Origin of the sequence: Allobaculum fili, assembly GCF_020969955.1 — a bacterium.
Taxonomy (GTDB): Bacteria; Bacillota_I; Bacilli_A; order Erysipelotrichales; family Erysipelotrichaceae; genus Allobaculum; species Allobaculum fili.
The window spans coordinates 1-17,952 of the sequence record NZ_JAHDSX010000019.1 but is presented as its reverse complement, the minus strand read 5'-3'; the positions used below and the strand labels follow the sequence as shown (position 1 = coordinate 17,952).

General features: G+C 51.2%; 16 protein-coding genes and 3 tRNA genes. 6 read left to right on the top strand and 13 right to left on the bottom strand.

The features are described 5' to 3' along the window. Positions 1-40 precede the first annotated feature (40 nt). The 3 genes from Afil_RS05830 to Afil_RS05820 all read right to left on the bottom strand — a co-directional run bounded on the left by Afil_RS05830 (position 41) and on the right by Afil_RS05820 (position 3,916). Complete coding sequence (locus tag Afil_RS05830) at positions 41-1,357, bottom strand: L-cysteine desulfidase family protein (RefSeq protein ID WP_230267629.1); 1,317 nt, start codon at positions 1,355-1,357, stop codon at positions 41-43. A 352-nt stretch (positions 1,358-1,709) separates the two neighbouring features. Beyond that, positions 1,710-2,606: a MalY/PatB family protein gene (locus Afil_RS05825; RefSeq protein WP_230267628.1), complete on the bottom strand. Its 897-nt coding sequence runs from the start codon at positions 2,604-2,606 to the stop codon at positions 1,710-1,712. A 326-nt stretch (positions 2,607-2,932) separates the two neighbouring features. Further along, the gene (locus tag Afil_RS05820; protein ID WP_230267627.1) at positions 2,933-3,916 is read right to left on the bottom strand and encodes a hypothetical protein; all 984 of its coding nucleotides are present in this window, start codon (positions 3,914-3,916) and stop codon (positions 2,933-2,935) included. A gap of 187 nt (positions 3,917-4,103) precedes the next feature. Between Afil_RS05820 and Afil_RS05815 the strand changes: the two genes are divergently transcribed. Both Afil_RS05815 and Afil_RS05810 read left to right on the top strand, forming a co-directional pair. Further along, positions 4,104-4,802, top strand: a complete 699-nt coding sequence (locus tag Afil_RS05815) for a chromate transporter (RefSeq protein WP_230267626.1) — start codon at positions 4,104-4,106, stop codon at positions 4,800-4,802. Then, positions 4,795-5,355, top strand: a complete 561-nt coding sequence (locus tag Afil_RS05810) for a chromate transporter (protein WP_230267625.1) — start codon at positions 4,795-4,797, stop codon at positions 5,353-5,355. The genes Afil_RS05815 and Afil_RS05810 overlap by 8 nt, the downstream gene beginning before the upstream one ends. Before the next feature lie 200 nt (positions 5,356-5,555). Here the strand turns inward: Afil_RS05810 and Afil_RS05805 are convergent, their stop codons facing one another. The 8 genes from Afil_RS05805 to Afil_RS05770 form a co-directional block, all read right to left on the bottom strand. Beyond that, on the bottom strand, positions 5,556-5,987 hold the full coding sequence (locus Afil_RS05805) for a hypothetical protein (protein WP_230267624.1): 432 nt from the start codon (positions 5,985-5,987) through the stop codon (positions 5,556-5,558). Between the two features lie 228 nt (positions 5,988-6,215). Continuing rightward, the gene (locus Afil_RS05800) at positions 6,216-7,379 is read right to left on the bottom strand and encodes an FprA family A-type flavoprotein (RefSeq protein WP_230267623.1); all 1,164 of its coding nucleotides are present in this window, start codon (positions 7,377-7,379) and stop codon (positions 6,216-6,218) included. 255 nt (positions 7,380-7,634) lie between these two features. Then, positions 7,635-8,081, bottom strand: a complete 447-nt coding sequence (locus tag Afil_RS05795; RefSeq protein ID WP_230267622.1) for a potassium channel family protein — start codon at positions 8,079-8,081, stop codon at positions 7,635-7,637. Beyond that, entirely contained in the window at positions 8,078-8,497 is a 420-nt protein-coding gene (locus Afil_RS05790) for a potassium channel family protein (RefSeq protein ID WP_230267621.1), read from the bottom strand. Before Afil_RS05790 ends, Afil_RS05795 begins: the two co-directional genes overlap by 4 nt. Positions 8,498-8,709: 212 nt before the next feature. Next, entirely contained in the window at positions 8,710-9,447 is a 738-nt protein-coding gene (locus Afil_RS05785) for a hypothetical protein (RefSeq protein WP_230267620.1), read from the bottom strand. Positions 9,448-9,538: 91 nt separating this feature from the next. After that, positions 9,539-9,612, bottom strand: a tRNA-Gly gene (locus Afil_RS05780). Between the two features lie 3 nt (positions 9,613-9,615). Continuing rightward, positions 9,616-9,699, bottom strand: a tRNA-Tyr gene (locus Afil_RS05775). 8 nt (positions 9,700-9,707) lie between these two features. Continuing rightward, positions 9,708-9,783 (bottom strand) — tRNA-Val (locus Afil_RS05770). 353 nt (positions 9,784-10,136) lie between these two features. On the opposite strand from Afil_RS05770, the gene Afil_RS05765 reads away from it, so the two are divergent. From Afil_RS05765 to Afil_RS05750, 4 genes are all read left to right on the top strand, one after another. Further along, positions 10,137-11,480 carry a peptidoglycan bridge formation glycyltransferase FemA/FemB family protein gene (locus Afil_RS05765; protein ID WP_230267619.1) on the top strand — a complete coding sequence of 448 codons (1,344 nt, stop codon included), beginning with the start codon at positions 10,137-10,139 and terminating at the stop codon, positions 11,478-11,480. A 344-nt stretch (positions 11,481-11,824) separates the two neighbouring features. After that, entirely contained in the window at positions 11,825-13,141 is a 1,317-nt protein-coding gene (locus Afil_RS05760; RefSeq protein WP_230267618.1) for a serine hydrolase, read from the top strand. Between the two features lie 141 nt (positions 13,142-13,282). Continuing rightward, on the top strand, positions 13,283-14,932 hold the full coding sequence (locus Afil_RS05755) for a tetratricopeptide repeat protein (RefSeq protein ID WP_230267617.1): 1,650 nt from the start codon (positions 13,283-13,285) through the stop codon (positions 14,930-14,932). Between the two features lie 241 nt (positions 14,933-15,173). Then, positions 15,174-16,058: a DarT1-associated NADAR antitoxin family protein gene (locus Afil_RS05750; protein WP_230267616.1), complete on the top strand. Its 885-nt coding sequence runs from the start codon at positions 15,174-15,176 to the stop codon at positions 16,056-16,058. A gap of 776 nt (positions 16,059-16,834) precedes the next feature. Here the strand turns inward: Afil_RS05750 and Afil_RS05745 are convergent. Then, positions 16,835-17,026 (bottom strand): hypothetical protein, encoded by a 192-nt coding sequence (locus Afil_RS05745; protein WP_230267615.1) that lies wholly within the window; start codon positions 17,024-17,026, stop codon positions 16,835-16,837. 321 nt (positions 17,027-17,347) lie between these two features. Next, the gene (locus Afil_RS05740) at positions 17,348-17,815 is read right to left on the bottom strand and encodes a hypothetical protein (protein WP_230267614.1); all 468 of its coding nucleotides are present in this window, start codon (positions 17,813-17,815) and stop codon (positions 17,348-17,350) included. Between the last annotated feature and the right edge of the window lie 137 nt (positions 17,816-17,952).

The window sequence follows — 17,952 nt, the reverse complement described above, 5'->3', positions numbered from 1 at the left end:
TTTGATTTTATGGACTTTGCCTTGAAAAGCTCTGCAGGACTCAGAGCGTGCGGTCCGAACAGCCCAGCATGATCTGCACGATTTCCTGATCGGTCTGCCGCATGCCTTCCCGGCCAAGGCGTCCGATATTTCGGATCGTGTTTTCCACGCCTTTGGTGACAATGCCGTCGCCGCCTAAAAATTCCTGGCCGTTCAAGTACATGTGATAGCCCAGAATGCCCGCTTCCACGCTCGAAGCGATTTTCGCGGCACAGCTTGGCTTGGCGCCATCGCAGATGATGCCCGAAACGATCGCCAGCGAATTGACCAGCGTGTGTTCAATCGCCTTGCGATCCGCACCCTGTAAAAAGGCGATTCCGCATCCTGCCGCGCAGCCGGCTGTGACCGCTCCGCAGTAGGCGGACAGACGCCCGATTCCGGTCTTTTCGTGAATGGCGATGAGATTGGAAAGCACCAGAGCCCGGTACAGCTGCTCTTTGCTGGAGTTCAGCTCCTTTGCGTATTCAATGACCGGGATGGAAACCGTCATGCCCTGGTTTCCTGAACCGGAATTAATGATGACGGGCAGCTCGCAGCCGCTCATGCGCGCATCCGATCCGGCTGCCGCTTTGGCGATCGCCCGATTGCGTATGGTATTGCCATAGTATTTGAGCATCGTCGATCCGATATTAGCGCCATAGCTGCGGCGCAGCCCTTCTTCGGCAATCGCCGTATTGTACGCGATCTGACGGTCGAGAACGGCCCGGACATCTTCAATGTCGCAGTCGTTTGCAAATTCATAAATCTTTTCGACGGTCAGAAGATCCGGATCGATCTGTCCGCTTCTGAACGCCCCATCGTATGCGCAGGAGCTGTCGATCTGATCGGTTCGATCCAGAAGTATCTGGCCATTTTTCTCAATGAAGACAATTTGCGTGTGGGCGTTGGCAATCCGGACTGAAGACGTCTGCCGGCCGCTTTGAAGCGAGACGATCAGATCAAAAACGAGACCATGATCGATTGCTTCGACCGTGATGGGCGTCTGCTTCAAAAAGGCGTACATCTGTGCTTTCTGCTCCGGAGTGACCTGAGCGATGACTTCAAGCGCCTGATCCGCCTTTCCTGCCACAATTCCCGCGGCGGCTGCGGCCGCAATGCCTTTGCTTCCGTCCGTATTGGGAACGACGACGCTTTTTACGTTTTTGATAATATTGCTGCTGACGGACACATTTACGGACTCCGGCAGACATCCAAGCACGTCTCTGGCTTTAGCCGCGGCATAGGCAATCGCAATCGGCTCCGTGCATCCCATTGCGGGAATGAGTTCGTCCTTCAGTATTTGCGTATACGCCGCATAGAGCGGACTTTCCTTATTCATAAGTCTTTCCTTCCTTTCCCTGACCGTATTTCCTGTTTTCTTCTATCTCACACCGTTCTATCTCATGCCGTTTCCTGCTTTTGCCTGCCTTCTGTCACCAGGTCGTCGACGGCCTTTTTGAGCCGATGCATAGCCTGTTCGAGAATGGATCTTGGACAGGCGGCGTTCAGGCGCATATAGCCGGAGCTGCGGTCAAACGATCGCCCTTCGTTCAGCCCTCTCAATGAAAAAATCGCGCAGCGCATCATCGCTCAGATGCAGATCCCGGCAGTCCAGCCATATCAGATACGTTGCATTGGGATGATTTGGCCGGATTTGCGGAATCCATTTTTTGCAGAAGTCGCAGACGCAGTCAAAGTTTCCCTGCAAATAGAAGAGAAGCTGGTCCAGCCACTCTTCGCCATGCCGGTACGACGCTTCCATCGCCACGGAACTGAAGGCGTTGTTTCGATGAATGTCCATGGCGCCCCAGAAGCGGTCGAAACGCTCTTTTTTCTTCGCATCCGGAAAATCGTCGTACTGGCCTGCATTCCGGCGAGGTTGAACGTCTTGGAAATAGAGGTGCCGTGATGACATGCCGACCAATATCTTCCGACAGAGACGCGGTCGGGATATGTCGACACCCGTTAAAAATCAGATCCGAATGAATTTCATCCGAAACGATCAGCACATCGTTTTCGATGCAGATTTGCGCCATGCGTGTAAGTTCGTCCCGGCTCCATACCCGTCCGACGGAATTGTGCGGACTGCAAATCAGGAAAATTCTGCATGTTCTGGCCTTTCGGGCAAAATCATCAAAATCGATTTGCCAGCGCCCGTTCTGTTCCAGCAGCCGGTTTTCGACCACAATTCGACCGCTGTCCTCAACGATGTCGTAAAAGTCGGAATACACCGGCGTCTGAATGGGAATACGATCCTGCGGATCGGAAAAGATGTGCAAAATGGCGCTCATGGCCGGGACGACGCCAAGACTCCAGCTCATTAACTTCGTATCCGGCTTCCACTGGTTTCGCCGCAGCTGCCAGTCCTGGACCGCCTGAAAATAGCTGTCGGGTCTTGATGTATAGCCCCAAATGCCTTCTTTTGCCTTGGCGACACAGGCGTCAATGATCGGCTGTGCCGTTTTGAAATCCATATCCGCCACCCAGAGCGGAAGGACATCCGCCCGACCGAATTTCTGCAGGCGTTCGTCGTATTTGGCACAACGGTATCCGGTTCGATCGATAACTTCATCAAAACTGTATTTCATCCTCAGCCCCCTTTCATTGCGGGCATCGTAAAATCGTGCGAGGCGTGTCTCGCAAAATATACTTCTATCTGATTTAAATGATACACTAGCTTTTCGATGGACTGACCGCCCTTTTTCGAAAATGGCCGACCAGATTTTCTTCATTTGTCCTCCGGTTCTGGCCTTGTCTTCTGCGCCTGCAATCATGGAGAAAAGTGCCGGTTTTCCGGTGATCCAGCGGCAGAAAGCTGCTGCGTCAAAACCGAAAGCAGCAGCGCAGCAGCCGTGCAGAAGCCCAAAAGAGCGCAAAAAAGACCCGGCTTTTCTGGCTGGGTCTTTGGCAGTTTCTATTTGGAATTGTCGTCTCCGGCAGCATTTGGCGTCTGCTGGGGCTGGGCGGATGGATCCGGAGTCTGCGTTCCCTTAGTCAGGAAGTAGACTTTGTTTCCGCAGTCGTCCGCGCCTTCAAGATAGAAGAAATAGTTGTTTGGAGAAAGCTGATTCCATGCGGTACCGGCTGCGTACAGATCGGAGAAGCTGTAGTAGACTTCCGCGCTTTCTGCACCGGCAGGCAGCGTGGAAATCGAGCAGGCCGTCGGAACGCTCGGTTTGTCGGGCTTCTGATCATCGACCGGTTCTTCCGGATCAGGAATCACCGGCGTCTGGGAGCCATTGCTGGTGTCGTCCCCATCTGGAGACGGAACCACTTCGTCATCGAACTGATCGGACGCAGTAATGTGGGTATTGTCGGCAACGACGTTGATCGTAATTTCGATCGAGTTCGTGTTGCCGGCCGCGTCGGTCGCCACGATCGTTACCGGATACGTGCCTTCCTTGTTCAGGTTATAAAAACCGTCAAGGCGGATTTCCACATCCGATTTATCGTCGGTCCGATAAATTTTCGAGAAATCGAAGTCGGTTTTGCCGACCGGAATCGTAACGACTGCGGAAGGCGAAATGAACTCCGGCATCACGGTATCTTCCACGCGCAGCGTTACCGGATAGTCCTTGCCGTCGTATTTGAGCGTCAGCTTGTACGTACCGATATCGAGGTACTTCTTATCTTTGGATGTGACGGTTTCCTTGAAGCCGTTATAGGTATATTTGTCGGAATCCGTCTTCAGATCGGAATCGACGGTAATTTCGTTCAGAATGCTCTCATCCGGCTCGTTTAACAGATACTCGGAAGGAGCCAGGGATACTGTTTCACCAAGCTCTACGGTTTTGTCGCTGACCACTTTCAGATCCTGTCCGGATCCGCCAGAACATCCTGTCAGCACGAACAGGGACAGCGCAATCACCGGCTTGAGAAGCCGTTTCAATCGTTTCATAATCAACCTCATTTCAAGACAGGAATATACACGTCATCCTGCCTGGATTGTAAATAAAGTCTCTAACCTTTTCTCATCGTGTAATTTTCTTCCGCTTTTCTCAAGCCTGCTGACCTGTTTCAAGTCGAAAGTGTTGACCCTCAAAGAATCAGAGAACAAACTAAGGAAAAAACGGAATTTAACGCTTATGAACATTTATGCAGATTTATTTCTAACCTTTTCCAAAATCGGCCTGTTCACGTTTGGCGGCGGACTGGCCATGCTTCCCATGCTGGAAAAAGAAGTCGTCAACAAGAAGCACTGGGCAACGTATGACGAACTGATGGACTATTACGCCATCGGTCAGTGTACACCAGGAATCATCGCCGTCAATACCGCCACGTTTGTCGGATACTCCCAGAAAAAGACCCCCGGCGCCATCATGGCGACAGCCGGCATCGTCTTTCCTTCGCTGGTCATCATCATGCTGATCGCGTCGCTGATGACCTCGTTTGCGGATCAGCCGATCGTTCAGCACGCCCTGGCGGGCATCCGTATTGCGGTATGCGTTCTGATTATGCAGGCCGTTTTGAAGATGTTCAAAGCCGGCGTCAAAGACTGGTACGCTCTGGCTCTGTTTGTCCTGTTTCTGGGACTTTCCTACTTCAATCTGCTTTCCGCGACGATCATCGTCATCCTGGCAGCCGCCGCAGGCATTCTGGGAAAGAAAGCGCCTGTAAAGTGGCCGGCGTTAGCTAAAGCCAAAGCGTCGTCTGCGACGAATCAGCCAAAACAAGATACGACAGAAACGCCGTCTGCGCAATCAAAATCCGACGCGAACGTGCCCGCAAAGGCGAGCGCCAAGCTGGAAGAGAGCGTAAAGCCAGAGGAGGACCGTCATGCTTAGTCTGTACTGGACCCTTTTCCTTGAATTTTTCAAAACCGGTCTGTTTTCGGTCGGCGGCGGTCTGGCCACCATCCCGTTTCTTTATGAGATGATGGAGCGCTATCACTGGTTTACCGAACAGGATCTGCTCAACATGATCGCCATTTCCGAATCCACTCCGGGACCGATCGGCATTAACATGGCAACCTACGTCGGCTATCACGCCACCGGCAATAACATTCTCGGCGGAATTCTGACAACGGCTGCTCTGGTCATGCCAAGCGTCATCATCATCTGCGTGATCGCACGGGTTCTGCAGTCGGCCAAGGACAACCCCTACGTACAGGACGCGTTTTACGGACTGCGCCCCGCTTCCTGCGCGCTGATCGTATCGGCGGCCATCGGCGTAGTGGTCAGCGTACTCTTCCCTTCGGGATTCGTACTGAATCAGAGCTTCTGGATCAATCTGGGCCTCATCGTGCTTTTTGGCATCGTGGCCTTCTCCTTTAAAAAGCTCCACCCGATCGCGCTGATTGTCATCTGCGCGATTACGGGTATCGTACTTCAGCTCTGATTATGGCGAAAACTCTTAAAGTTTTCGGAACCAATTTGAAAAGAATAACGAAACAAACGGCGCTGTGCTCCTTTTGAGAAATCACAGCGCTGTTTCTGTGTTCTTTCCAGTCCCTCTGGATTCAGTTCAGCCTTGTCTGCTCTGACACAGAAGGACAGGCAGATGTCTGACTTTTCTTTTGCACACGCTTTTCCGTGTCTTCAGCTCAGCTTTCCGTTTTCAAGAGCCAGTTCCTGCGCCTGAAACAGCTGGAGCACTTCACCAAGCGGAAGGTGCAGCGAACGCAGAAAATCCGGCTGCACATTGGCGCCGTGAATCGAGCCGTCTTCAAACTGACAGAGGGCGAAAATGAGATTGCTCTGGTTGACGCCATAGTAAACGGTACACATTTCCTGCGCCGAGCTCTGCTCTATGCGCTGGCACAGAAGATCAAGCAGGTCTGCAGAAGGCGTATACAGAATCGGATAGCTGTTCAGTACGGAAAGCACCGTATTCCACTGTTCGTCTCTGGCTTCTTCCTTCTCTGCCATTTTTAAAAGCGTTGAGCGATCGATTCCGGTCTGCTTGCTCAGATCTTCGAGCGTAAAGCCATTCTGGGCCAGTTTCTGCTCGAGCCACGTTTGTTCATTCATAAAGGATCCTCCGCCGATTTCTCCGCGTCTCTGCATCGGTTTCTGGTTTTCACCTGGGCGATGGGTATGGACTGCGGAACACTTTATCGGTCTGTTTTTTTTCAGAATCGAACAGCCCCGCTCTTTTTTTCACGCGAGGTGCCCGTCTGTCTTTCTTTCGCAAAAACCGTCCTAAATCAAAAAAAGCCATGGAAGCATCCAGAGCGGATTTTTCCATGGCGATTGGTTTTATTCTGCAGCGATCAGGTGATCGGCGAGTTCTTCCATTGGGGCGATGTCTTTTTCCTTGAGCGACGTTGTAATCGTTACGACCGGTTCGACATACTGGATATCCTTGCAGCCTTCGAGGATGGATTTCATCGTCTTGGCAGCGCTTGGTGCCCAGGATCCGTTCTGGATCATGGCAATCGTGCGGTTCTGGAAGTTCTTGTGGGCAAGAATGGACAGCACGCGTTCCATCGCCGGGAATACGCCGGCATCATAGGAGCAGGCGATCAGCACGATTTTTTTGCAGCGGTAGCACTGGGCAACGGCTTCGTGCGTATCCTGACGGGTTACGTCCATGAGGCGGACTTTCTGTCCTTTCGCTTCGAGAATTTCCTTCATGCGGTCTGCAACGACATTCGTGTGACCGTGGATGGAAGCGACGAGGATCAGGATTTCATCCGTTTCCGGCGTGTAGCTCGACCACTTGTCGTACAGACTGATGTAGCGGCCAAGGTCTTCTTTCAGAACTGGTCCGTGGAGCGGGGCGATGATGGCGATATCGAGGCCGGCTGCCTTTTTGAGCAGAGCCTGTACCTGTTTTCCGTATTTGCCTACGATGTTGATGAAATAGCGGCGGGCTTCATCATCCCACGGTTCATCTGTTCCGCTGGCTCCGAATTTTCCAAAGCCGTCTGCGGAGAACAGGATTTTGTCCTTGTCATCGTATGTCACCATGACTTCAGGCCAGTGTACCATCGGAGCCATGACAAAAGTCAGCTTGCGCGTACCCAGATCGAGCATGTCGCCTTCTTTTACGGAAAGACGATGATCTTCCGGAATTGGAGTGACTTCAAAATTGGGAATCATGGACCAGGCTTTCGCGCTGGCAACGACAGTGGCTTCCGGATGCGCTTTGAGAATGGCATCCAGGCTTCCGGAGTGATCCGGTTCCAGATGCTGCACTACCAGATAATCGAGCGGTTCGCCGGCAAGCGCTTCTTCTACATTGGCCAGCCACTCATTTGTACGACGGCGGTCAACGGTGTCCATCAGCACATTTTTTCCATCCTTAATCAGATAGGAGTTGTAGCTTACACCGTTAGGAACTTTGTACTGCGATTCAAACAGATCAATGTCGCGATCCTGACAGCCCACAAAATAGACTGTGTCGGTAACTTTTTCCATATGTATTCCTTTCTGGTCTTCCCTTTTCAAAAACGAAGACCTGCTTTCTTTTTTCTGTTCCTGGATCGTTCATTCACGAAAGTCTGCAGGCAGGCTAACGGATGGGATCCTGCCGGGTCTTGCCCGACGAACACGTCTGGCGGCGTTTGAACCGGCATTTTGGAACAGGAATCTATCTTCATCAATTTTACTTCATTCATACATATACTGCCCAGAAATCAGGCGATCTCTCCTGCTTTTGCGCGGTATGGGCTTTCACGCCTTCGTGGGCGGCTCGATTTCTTTCGAAGGATCGTACCGGGAAATCTGACGGCTGAGGTGGTCGATCTGATCGTCATCGAGATCTTCGAGATGTTCGAGCTGATCCAGCATGCGCGCAATGGATTCGCCCTGTCCAAGCCGGACTGTTTCAAACAGCCAGCTCGCTCCTACGCCGCAAAGAAATCCCATTGTCAGAATGCCGTTCAGGCCGAGTACTACCGAAATGAGGCGGGAGACCAGCGTCGTCGCTTTCAGATCGCCAAAGCCGATGGTCGTCACTAACATGAATCCGTACCAGATCGCATCCCACCACGAATGCAGATCTGGATCGGTAAGCCACAAAAGAAGCGTGGCAACGAGAAAGAACCCGACAAACGCCGTCAGATAGCGACGGGTATGCGTCTGCTTGAGAATCAGAGAAAAAAGACTGATCACCTTCATGCCGCGTTCTCCTTACGAATCTGCGCGGACAGCTCTTTTCTCTGCGCCGGGCTCATCTGCGAAAGGTTTTGGAGAGCTTCGCCATGTTTCTGCATAACCGCCTTTCTTTTGCGGGTCAGTTTTTCAAAGTACGACGAGGCGATCAGGCCGGGAATATAAGCGGCCACGACAGCTCCGTAAATGCCGAGAAGTATCGTGAGAATGCGGGCCAGCGGCGTGGTGACCGTATAATCGCCAAGCCCGATCGTTGTCGCGACGCTAAAGCCCATCCACAGCGCATCGCCATAGCTGGAAATCGACGGGTCGTTCCAGAGAATGAGCGCGCAATCGACAAAGTAAAAAATCAGAAACGAATACAGCAGCTTGTCGCCGCCGGTCTTTTTCATCATGCGATGATAATTGCGAACCGTATTCATTGTTTTGCCCCTTTCCAAACCGGTATATGAAAGAATAGCCCGATACGCTGCAGACGTATATTTACCTGCATTGTACCGGGCTGTGTGTCTGGACGGATCGGGTGTGCCTGTCCGCTTACAGCTTCCGATCGAAAAATCGGATAAGCGGTAAGCGATAAGAGATACGGCATTTCGCCTCATTTAAGAAAGGAGCATTCCGAAGCGGTCAGAGGTTACTTTTTCGAAGCGTCCGAATCCGCGTCCGGATTTACTGTCTGGGAACTGGCAGCATCCTGCGAAAGAGAGGTACCTTCCTGGGTATCGATCGTGCGGATTTTCCAGTTTCCCTCGGCATCGATGCTCACGTCGATCGTATAGTAGACCGGTTCGGCATCCAGCTTCATAATCGCGTTTTTCAGATCTTCCAGGTAGAAGTTGACGAAATCGCCGTACACAGTGCTCTTAAAATTTTCTGTCGATCCGAAAATGGCCATGGCGGAATTGACGGGGTGACTCATCGCGTAGCGGCCCAGCGAAGAATAGAGCACAGAAGAAGCCAGCGAGCTGTCGATCTGATCGAACGGAACGCAGACACCCTGAATTTCGATTTCCAGTCCGTCTGGCTTGTATTCAATCGTCCTGACGGTGCAGTCCTTCATGGTTTTGACAAACACCTGCGTCAGAAGGCGGGCACTCGCTTCCTGCGTTTTGGCGGGATCGCCATATTCGTTCAATTCACTGACCAGAGTCTGGTAAAAACGGGTCAGCGTCTGGGGCGCGCTCAGAGTGACCTCTCCTTTTTCACTCGGTTCATCGGATGGATTCACAAACGAAGCGGTAAGAGAGGAAACCTGCCGCTGCAGGCCAAACAGAGCGGCGCCACTCAGTCCTGTGAAAATACACAGGATCACCAGGAGCGTAATCACAATCGCTTTAAAATGGTTTTTCATGTCCTTATTATACGCATGCATGAATTTCTCACGAGAGCGGGTATGTAAATTCCGTCGATCTAAGTTTTTTTAGTGCACAAAAAAACGGGACCGAAGTCCCGAAAATTTCAAATGGAGCAGGTGATGAGAATCGAACTCACGTAGTCAGCTTGGAAGGCTGAAGTTCTACCATTGAACTACACCTGCAAGTGGTGGAGAGAGGCAGATTCGAACTGCCGAACCCTAAGGAACTGAGTTACAGTCAGCCGCGTTTAGCCACTTCGCTATCTCTCCATTCACAATGGTGGAGGCTAACGGGCTCGAACCGCTGACCCTCTGCTTGTAAGGCAGACGCTCTCCCAACTGAGCTAAGCCTCCATTGTGTACTAGTTTTTGATTTGTGCTGTCGTTTGACTGCCTGATTAATATATCAGGTTTTCCAAATCGGTGCAACTCAATTTTTTAATTTTTTGAGCCGCTCGATCGGGTCATCCGACGGTCTTTTCCGGCAGCCGTCTGGCTGTCCTGAAGAAGACAATCGGGATTATACAGGGTATTTCCTAAAAAACGCAAGCCCTAAGATTTCACGAATTTTCCAGGTCGCATTCATCGCTGCGTGCCGGTTTCAGCGATCCATTTTCAAAATGGTATAGTGAATACGCTTATTCGACGATCGCGCCTTTTGCACGGTCTTCGAATCTTCTTTTATGACTAGAAAGAGAGGTCTGCTCTTGAATATACGAACCCTGACGTACGAGCAGTATGCGAAGTTTCTGAACGACTCGCATATGGCTTACAGCTTCCTGCAGAGCGGCGACTTTGCCCGCGCGCACGAAGCGCATGAAACTGTCCGCTACTACGCCGGCGAAGAAGACGGAAAAATCCTGTATGCGATTTACGCCATCTTCCGTCCTGCCTTCCGCCTGTTTACTTACGCGTCTTCCCCGCGCGAATGGGTCAGTGCCTCCCCGGAACTCGCCCAGGATCCCGTGAAACTCGAACAGTTTGTTTCCGGCATGCGACAGACGCTCAAAAAAGAAGGGGCACTGCTGTGGCTGCTTGAAAGCAGCGTAGAATACCAGCCGCACGATAAAAACGGCGATGTCGTTGAAGGTCTCTTCTGCAACGAAAGCTACCGCGACCTTCTGGCTGGCCTCGGCTTTGAAAAGACAAAGCTCTGGCGCGGCTACGATGAACGGTTCCAGTCCCGCTGGGTGTCCTGGATCGACTTGCAGAAAAATCTTCCCGAAATTTCCAGAGGCTTTCCAATCGCACTCGACCGGCCGCATGAAATGTATACCTGGCCTGAGCTGATGAAGGAAATGGCCGGCAACACCCGCCGTTCCTTTCAGAAAGCGGACCTTCCCTACCTCGAATACACCATTACCCGCGGGGATGAAAATTCCGATCTTTCCGAATTTGACACGCTTCTCGAACAGAGCGCCCAGAAGCATAACTTCAATTCCGGTTCGACGGCCGGCCGGCAGGAACTGCTCGAATCGTTTGGGCCGCACGGCTATGTCTGCATTTCCGCTTTAAACGTTCCGGCTTACCGTACGTATTTAGAGGAAAAGGAAAAGGAATTTTCCGAAAAGGAAAAAGAAGCGCAGGCCGTCTGCGAGGCAATGCCCAATTCGAAAAAGAAGCGCAATCAGCTGCTGGAAATTCAGGAGCAGAAAGCCCATAACGAAAAGGAGATGGAAGCTCTTGTAGAACTCAGAAAAGCCGAGCCGGCCGATCGGATTCCGCTGGCCGGCGGCATCTTCTTTGAAACGCCTTCGGAAATGGTTTATCTCTACGGCGGCAGCCGCCCGGATCTCGCCCGTTTCATGGGGCCGTATGTAACCCAGAAAGCGATGATCCGCCTGGCTCTGGAACACAACCTGCGCCGCTACAACTTCTGGGGCATTTCCGGCTTTTTCAAACCGGATGAAGAAGGCTACGGCGTCTTCTACTTCAAGAAAAATCTTGGCGCGACCGCCGGGGAGTACTGCGGTGAGTTTACGATGGTACTCCATCCCCTGCTTGGAAAAACATTCCGAAACAAAATTCGCAGCGGTATGCTCGAAAAATAAAGTTATTCGATCCATACGGCGGGCAGAGAAATCTGTCCGCTTTTTTGCGTTTTTCCGCCTGCGTTTTCCCTTTTCTTCTCTTTTCTGTTCTTATCCGTTTTTTTCTGTTCTTATCCGTTTTCGGTTCCTGCTCCTGTTGCGTTGCCGCCGTTGGCCCCGGCGTTTTATGGAACGTCTTAAAAATTGCCGTAAGGCGGCAAGATAAAGAGGTAAACGATTACAGTCCGCGACAGGAAAGAAATGATCCTCTCTCCTTTTGAGAACAGCGAAAACACGATGAGAAAAGCAACGCAATCCATGGGTGCTTATTGAACTTACGTCCGTCTTTTTATAAGATCAGGTATATGCGATCCGATAAACCTGTAAGAAAAAAATCGACACGATCCGCCTCCAGGCCGGGCTCGAATGTCGTTCCTAAAAGAAAGAAGCGAAAGCGCCGCTACGATCCGCCCCGGCTTGCCATCGTCCTTGTAGCCGTATGCATCGCCGTTGGCCTCGTGGGCTACGGCGGCTATGCCGGCATGCGCGCTGTCGCCGGGTTGTTCTCGCCAAAACCAGCGGAGAACGCAGGCGCCTCCCTGTCTTCCGCTTCGTCTTCCGCTTCTTCCAAGGCCAGCTCGTCCAGTCAGGCTTCACAGGCTGGCGTTAACGGAATTACGGCTAAGGAGCTTGAAAAACTGAATGCAGTGAAATCGGAAATTGAACGTTCGACCAGCGGTGCCGAACTCGCGGATCTGAAAGCGCAGATTCTCGACTATCTGAATTCGCATAACATTGACCAGTCCAAATTTTCCTGGTCGGTCATGGATCTGACGACGGATGCCTACATTGAATCGGACAATGCAAAAACCAATTTCACCGCCGCCTCCACATACAAGCTTCCCCTTTGCATGTATTACTACGAAGAAATCGAAGCCGGACGGATCAATCCGAACGACTCGCTCGAATACTCCGAAGAAATGCGGGAAGAAGAAGATAAGGAAAACCTGAACCAGCCGATTCACCGCAAGTTCAAAGTCGGCGATAAAATTCAGATCGACGAACTTCTCGAAGCCGCACTGCTGTATTCCGACAACATTGCCGGCCACATGCTTTACGAAAACCTTGGCGGCTATGAGAAATTCAAGGAACTCGTTTCCAAGTATTCCCCGTCTCCGCAGGCACCGGAGTTTTACAACGAACGTTACAACGTACTGAATGCCGACTACACGATGCATCTTCTGTACAAGCTGTACAAAACGCCAGGTACGTTCAACGATCTGAAGTACTGGCTGCAAAACGCGTCGCTCAATACGTTCCTCAACCGCGATCTGAGCGGTCATTACATCCAGAAAATTGGAAACATCAACGCCGTTCGAAACACGCTGGCCATTTCCAACGGACCGGCTCCGTTCTCCATTTCCATCTTCTCGTCTATCGGCAAGAAGGAAGGTCTGAACGCGATTGCGGATCTTGGCGTTCTCGTCAACAACTACTTCGTCAACAAGTACAATTCCGGCTACTACGCCAATCAGGATGCCGCCTACATCAATATGCTCAACAGCCAGATGTCCGCACCGGTCGATGTCATCTACTACCGTCCGGGTCCAGAAGGACAGACTCTCCCGGATCTGACTTCTGAAGAGCAGAGCATGGCCGAAGAGGCTGCCGAAGAAGACTAAAATCGAATTTTGCGAAAGAACGCTCCCCGATCGGGCGTTCTTTTTGTTTGTCGAAGCGTTCCGGATTGCTTATGCTTTCTCTTGATGAAACCCGATCTTACCAGCAAGCCCCCAGTTTGCGCGGCTGAAATTGCGAAAAACATGAAAGCTCTCCATTACGACAGAGCCAGAAGCGAGGTCAAAACGTGCCTTCGTCTTTCTTTCTCGCCCTGGCTGCAGCTGACGTATGGACAGTGTCTGGCCGGCCTTCAGCAGTATAAAAAAGCTGAAGACGCTTTTATGGCAGCTCTAGAATGTGCACCGACGCCTCTGTTTGAAGCGCATGTCTGTCTGCGTCTCTGTCGTCTGTATACGCAGACCGGACATCTCAAAAAAGCCAGCCAGTTTCGGGAGCAGGCCAAAGCTGATCTGGAACGCGTTCAGGGCAAGACCAATCCAGCCGCCCTGCGCCCGCTGCTGGCCTTTTACGATCTGGCCAGCGCATGGCTGCTGTATGAGCAGGGCAAAACGAGCGACGCGCTTCAGACAATACAGAGCTTTATTGCCGGGGCAAAATACATATCCTCCCTGCAAAATGCGCTTTGCGAGGCGTGGACGCTGCAGGCCGATCTGCTTTCGGTTCTGTATTCCTATCCAGAAGCCATTGCCGCCTACCAGAAAGCGCTGGAGTGTACCGACAGCACTCCAGAAAACTGGCGCCCTTTGCGCAAGGCTCTGATTCTGAACAATCTGGCGGACGTCTATGAAGGCGCCGAAGATTTTGAAAACGCCAACCGCATTTACCTGGACGCCATGGATCAGCTCGATCGCCTCAAGGATGAGCACATTGTCGATCTTTCGGCCTGCCATCTGGAAATTCTGCTTTCCTTTGCCAACTGTCTGATCCAGCAGGAAGAAATGGACGACAGCATTCAGCAGCTCGCTCATCATCCGCTGCTCAATAAAAAAGACCGCAAAACGGAACGCACCTCTGACCATGCTTCTAGCCATACAGCCGTTTCCCTTCGCGATACGCTCGTTGACGCGCTCCTCGACCAAGCCATCGAAATTTCCGAACGCGTCGAATGGCCGGCCCGGCTCTACTGGAAAAGCCGCATTCACTACATCGAAGGCCTGTCCGCTCTGTATCAGGCGGAAAGCCGTCCTGAAAATCCGTTCCCTGCGTTTTTGCAGGCGTGGATCGATCAGAAGGAGTTCCTTCTGCATTCTCCGGTCTCTTCCCGGGAATACCTCGGACGGGTCGCCTATTATGCGGCGTATTCCTTCGATCCAAAAACTGTCGAAGCATGGCGTGATCGCAGTCCGTTTGCGAACGTGACGCAAAAGGAACTGTATCTTTGCGCTTTAGATGAATTTGAAAAATGCGCCTTCAAGGATCCCGCCTTTTTCGGCTTTACGATGGCCTCGATCCAGAACGAACTGGGAACCATCGCCTTAAAAGACGGACAGAAAGAAGACGCGAAAACCGAATACGAAAAAGCCGAGCAGGGCTTTGAAAACGCGTGGAAGCAGGACAGAGACGATCTATTGGCTCTCAGCTCCCTTTGTACCGCCGAACTCAACCTTCTTGGCGCGCTGGACGAATCCGATCTCGACCATGCCGGAAAAGACGTTTTAAAGCGGCTGCTCGATCATCTTGACGCGCTCGATTCCCTGAGCGACCATGCCCCGCTCATTGAAGAGGCTCTGGGCCATCTCATTGAAAACGATCGATACTTTCCCCGGTATACGCGTCCAGTTGAGCGCTTCTGCCGCCGTCTGCAGCACAAAACCGGCGAACACGATCAGTAAACTCCCTTTAACCGATTAAACCGAAAAGCCATGCAGCAGGAAGCCGAAGCCGTTCCTTTGCATGGCTTTTTGAATCTATCGTTTTTTCTGTCCGCCCGATCCAGCGGTTCGATTGCTGCTCTGAGCGGTTTCCTTTTCTGGTCGATCCGGGTTTCTGGTACTTATCCATGAAGACATCCATGGAGGCATTGTCTGATTCATGCGCAAAACCTTTTGCGCTGTCGGGAACTATACTGAAGCCATGACAACTAGACCTGTATATACTCCAAAACTGACACGCCCTTTCTATCAGCAGGAAGACGTTGAATTTGACTGGCACAGCGGGACTTCTCCCGCACAGAAGCAGAAAAATTCCGCTCTGCTCCAGGAAACATGGAAGAAAAAGCATCCTGGCAAAACGATTCTGGAAGTGAGCACAAAATCGACCGAAGAAATGGGGCGGCGTCTCTCCCCGTTTAACATGACGCTGCGCCTGCCTTCTTTGCGCAAGGCGTTTCCGGTGGAAAATGTGTATCAGGCGTCCAAGGCATTTCGCCATGGCGGTCCCTATGTGGATTTGCTTGGCGTAACCCCCGTGGAAGCCAAGCGCGATCCGCGCCTGCGCGATTCCGGCGAGCTGGTGTTCTTTGAACTGGAAAAGAAGAAATATCCGACAGAGCCCGTTTTTCTGTTTTATAACTGGCTATATCTGATCACCCTTCTTGAAAATCCGAAAGAAGCCGCAGCCGTACGAGACTGCGACGCCTACTGCGATATCGAATTCAACCCCGACAGGCAGATCAACTGTCAGGCACGCGCGTGCGCGATTTACCATTCCCTGTTCCAGCTCAACCTGCTGGACGAAGCGAAAGATTTTGAAGGCTTCAAAAAGATCATGATGGCCAATGATATTACCGAAATTAAGGAACAGTCTGGACGCAAGGAAGACGCGCAGACTCTAAACGATCTTCGTTCCAATCAGCGCCGAACGTCCTTTGCGGTCGGTACATGGATTCGTCATCCGACCATCGGTGCCGGGGAAGTCATCCGCCGTACGCCGGACAGCTATGTAATTCGTTTTCACGTCTCTGGCCCCAAAGCGCTGACCCGGGATTTTGTCGAACTCAACTGCAAAAAAATCGGCTGAATTTCATACGCCGTGTTTCAAAAGATGGTGAATTGAAATAGTGAACGCAGCTATTGAACGGATAAAAACGGGCGTTTCGTTTACTTTTTCAAAAATCTGTTTTCCCTCTCAATTTCCTTTATCTAATCCAGGAAACTGAGGGGATTTTGCTTTTCCCAGGGCTGCGTTTCGCCTTTTCCTTGCTTCCACGCTAAGATTTTTGAGTTGAAGGACTAAATGCAGCTGCCAAATATGTGAATCCAGGTGGGTTCGTTTTCCTTCTTAACTCTCGTTATTGTTTAGCGAGTTAACAGATCTGGCTTCAAGTGGACAGAAGCCGGATCTGTTTTTTTGATTCCTGGCTTTTCCAGAATTTCAGAAGATTTTTCCAGAAAGCAGAAATAATCGTACGGTGTATGACCGTGCAGACTTTTTAATCCATCTGAGTTGACAGGCGAGATGGCGATGTTCAGCTGCTCCTGACTGGTCAGTCCCAGCTTGGCTAAATCAAAAATATGCGTGCCTCGGTTCTTCGGAAAAATTCTCCATAAAAGGAGATGTTTGTTCTCATTCGTTTAGTTCCTATTCCAGAAACTGCTTTGCTGTGAGTACCTGTTTGGGGAAATTAACGTTTACAGCGCACATAGGCCTCCGCATCTGCAGCAAGCAGCCAGAACGAGATATACATGCCCTTGACTTCGTCAATATGGTTCTGATCCTTAAAAACGCTGTTTGCTGTCATAACGCTTCATAAGCGCAGCTTTAACCGTCTTTTTATCCAGCTGACAAGGAATGACTTAGTCCGGGTGCAGCACACCTGCTAACTGACGACCCATAATCACCATAAGTTGGCCGTAGAAAGGGCAGGCCGTCACGGCGGCGGTCTTTTCGCCCACGATCGTCCAGCCGCAGGACTTGCACATAGAACTGCGCAAATTCTCCGATTCTCCCTGCTGCCGCTCACCGACCGCCGTTGTTTCCCACTGCATATCGTCGGGCTGCTCGATTTTCAGAGCCTCTCAATAGCCTTGCAGAGTCTCCAGGACAGACTCGGGGCGACAATACAGACAAGTCATCTTTTGCGCAGTGCTGTCAAACTCGATGGCTCCGCCGCAGCATGCGCATTTCTATTCCTGTAAAAGGTTCATGTGTCATTTCTCCATATCGGCACAGCACAGCTGCTTTGCAGTACGACCGAAAGGAATATACCCAGACGGATCTGAATAAAAACAGGGCTGCCGCATTAAAGCAGAGCCCTGTTCATAGATGTTTTCATGTGCCTGTGAACGGCAAATATAATGCAATATGATTTATTTCGTCCACTGGAGAGTGCCGAGAATACTCTGTACTTCATCACTTCCAAAATCACACTCGTAGCCTTTTACAATAAACACTTTTTCGCCAATCTGTGCGCTGGCTGCATTTTCGGCCACATACCAGGTGCCGTTCGTCAGCTCTTTTTCTCCATCGTAGGTTCCATAGGGATCGCCGGATTCCAGAAGCTCCTTCGCACTGTCCAGATCCTTCGTATACTCTTCTACCTGCAGATAGGGATCGCCATATTCAAATTCCTCGGCATGGCAGATGAAGTCCGCCATGTCATTCCCGTTCATGTCGGTGCCGGTCACCAGGCTCCAGCCGGAAGGAAGTTCTGCCGTTACCTTGTCGCCGGAAACCGCTGTCGTTTTCGCTGCACTTCCGCCGTTGTTTCCGCCGGAGCATGCAGCAAGGACCAGCATCATTGTGAGAGACAGAAGAGTCGTTAAAATCTTTTTCATAATAATTTTCCCAATGTCATTAAGTTAAGATTTCTCAGACCACATCAGCGTTAAGCAGTGATGTGGTCTTTTTTCTACTCTTCAAGTCAAATCTCGAATGATTCGAGTTTTTTCACTTTTTTCTAAAAATCTATTGA

Bases quoted from the DNA above. Each gene is read 5' to 3' on its own strand.
- Afil_RS05745 (WP_230267615.1), bottom strand. From the start codon at position 17,026: ATGCAGTGGGAAACAACGGCGGTCGGTGAGCGGCAGCAGGGAGAATCG.
- Afil_RS05790 (WP_230267621.1), bottom strand. From the start codon at position 8,497: ATGAATACGGTTCGCAATTATCATCGCATGATGAAAAAGACCGGCGGC.
- Afil_RS05815 (WP_230267626.1), top strand. From the start codon at position 4,104: ATGAACATTTATGCAGATTTATTTCTAACCTTTTCCAAAATCGGCCTG.
- Afil_RS05755 (WP_230267617.1), top strand. From the start codon at position 13,283: ATGAAAGCTCTCCATTACGACAGAGCCAGAAGCGAGGTCAAAACGTGC.
- Afil_RS05805 (WP_230267624.1), bottom strand. From the start codon at position 5,987: ATGAATGAACAAACGTGGCTCGAGCAGAAACTGGCCCAGAATGGCTTT.
- Afil_RS05820 (WP_230267627.1), bottom strand. From the start codon at position 3,916: ATGAAACGATTGAAACGGCTTCTCAAGCCGGTGATTGCGCTGTCCCTG.
- Afil_RS05750 (WP_230267616.1), top strand. From the start codon at position 15,174: ATGACAACTAGACCTGTATATACTCCAAAACTGACACGCCCTTTCTAT.
- Afil_RS05740 (WP_230267614.1), bottom strand. From the start codon at position 17,815: ATGAAAAAGATTTTAACGACTCTTCTGTCTCTCACAATGATGCTGGTC.
- Afil_RS05795 (WP_230267622.1), bottom strand. From the start codon at position 8,081: ATGAAGGTGATCAGTCTTTTTTCTCTGATTCTCAAGCAGACGCATACC.
- Afil_RS05760 (WP_230267618.1), top strand. From the start codon at position 11,825: ATGCGATCCGATAAACCTGTAAGAAAAAAATCGACACGATCCGCCTCC.
- Afil_RS05830 (WP_230267629.1), bottom strand. From the start codon at position 1,357: ATGAATAAGGAAAGTCCGCTCTATGCGGCGTATACGCAAATACTGAAG.
- Afil_RS05800 (WP_230267623.1), bottom strand. From the start codon at position 7,379: ATGGAAAAAGTTACCGACACAGTCTATTTTGTGGGCTGTCAGGATCGC.
- Afil_RS05810 (WP_230267625.1), top strand. From the start codon at position 4,795: ATGCTTAGTCTGTACTGGACCCTTTTCCTTGAATTTTTCAAAACCGGT.
- Afil_RS05825 (WP_230267628.1), bottom strand. From the start codon at position 2,606: ATGAAATACAGTTTTGATGAAGTTATCGATCGAACCGGATACCGTTGT.
- Afil_RS05785 (WP_230267620.1), bottom strand. From the start codon at position 9,447: ATGCATGCGTATAATAAGGACATGAAAAACCATTTTAAAGCGATTGTG.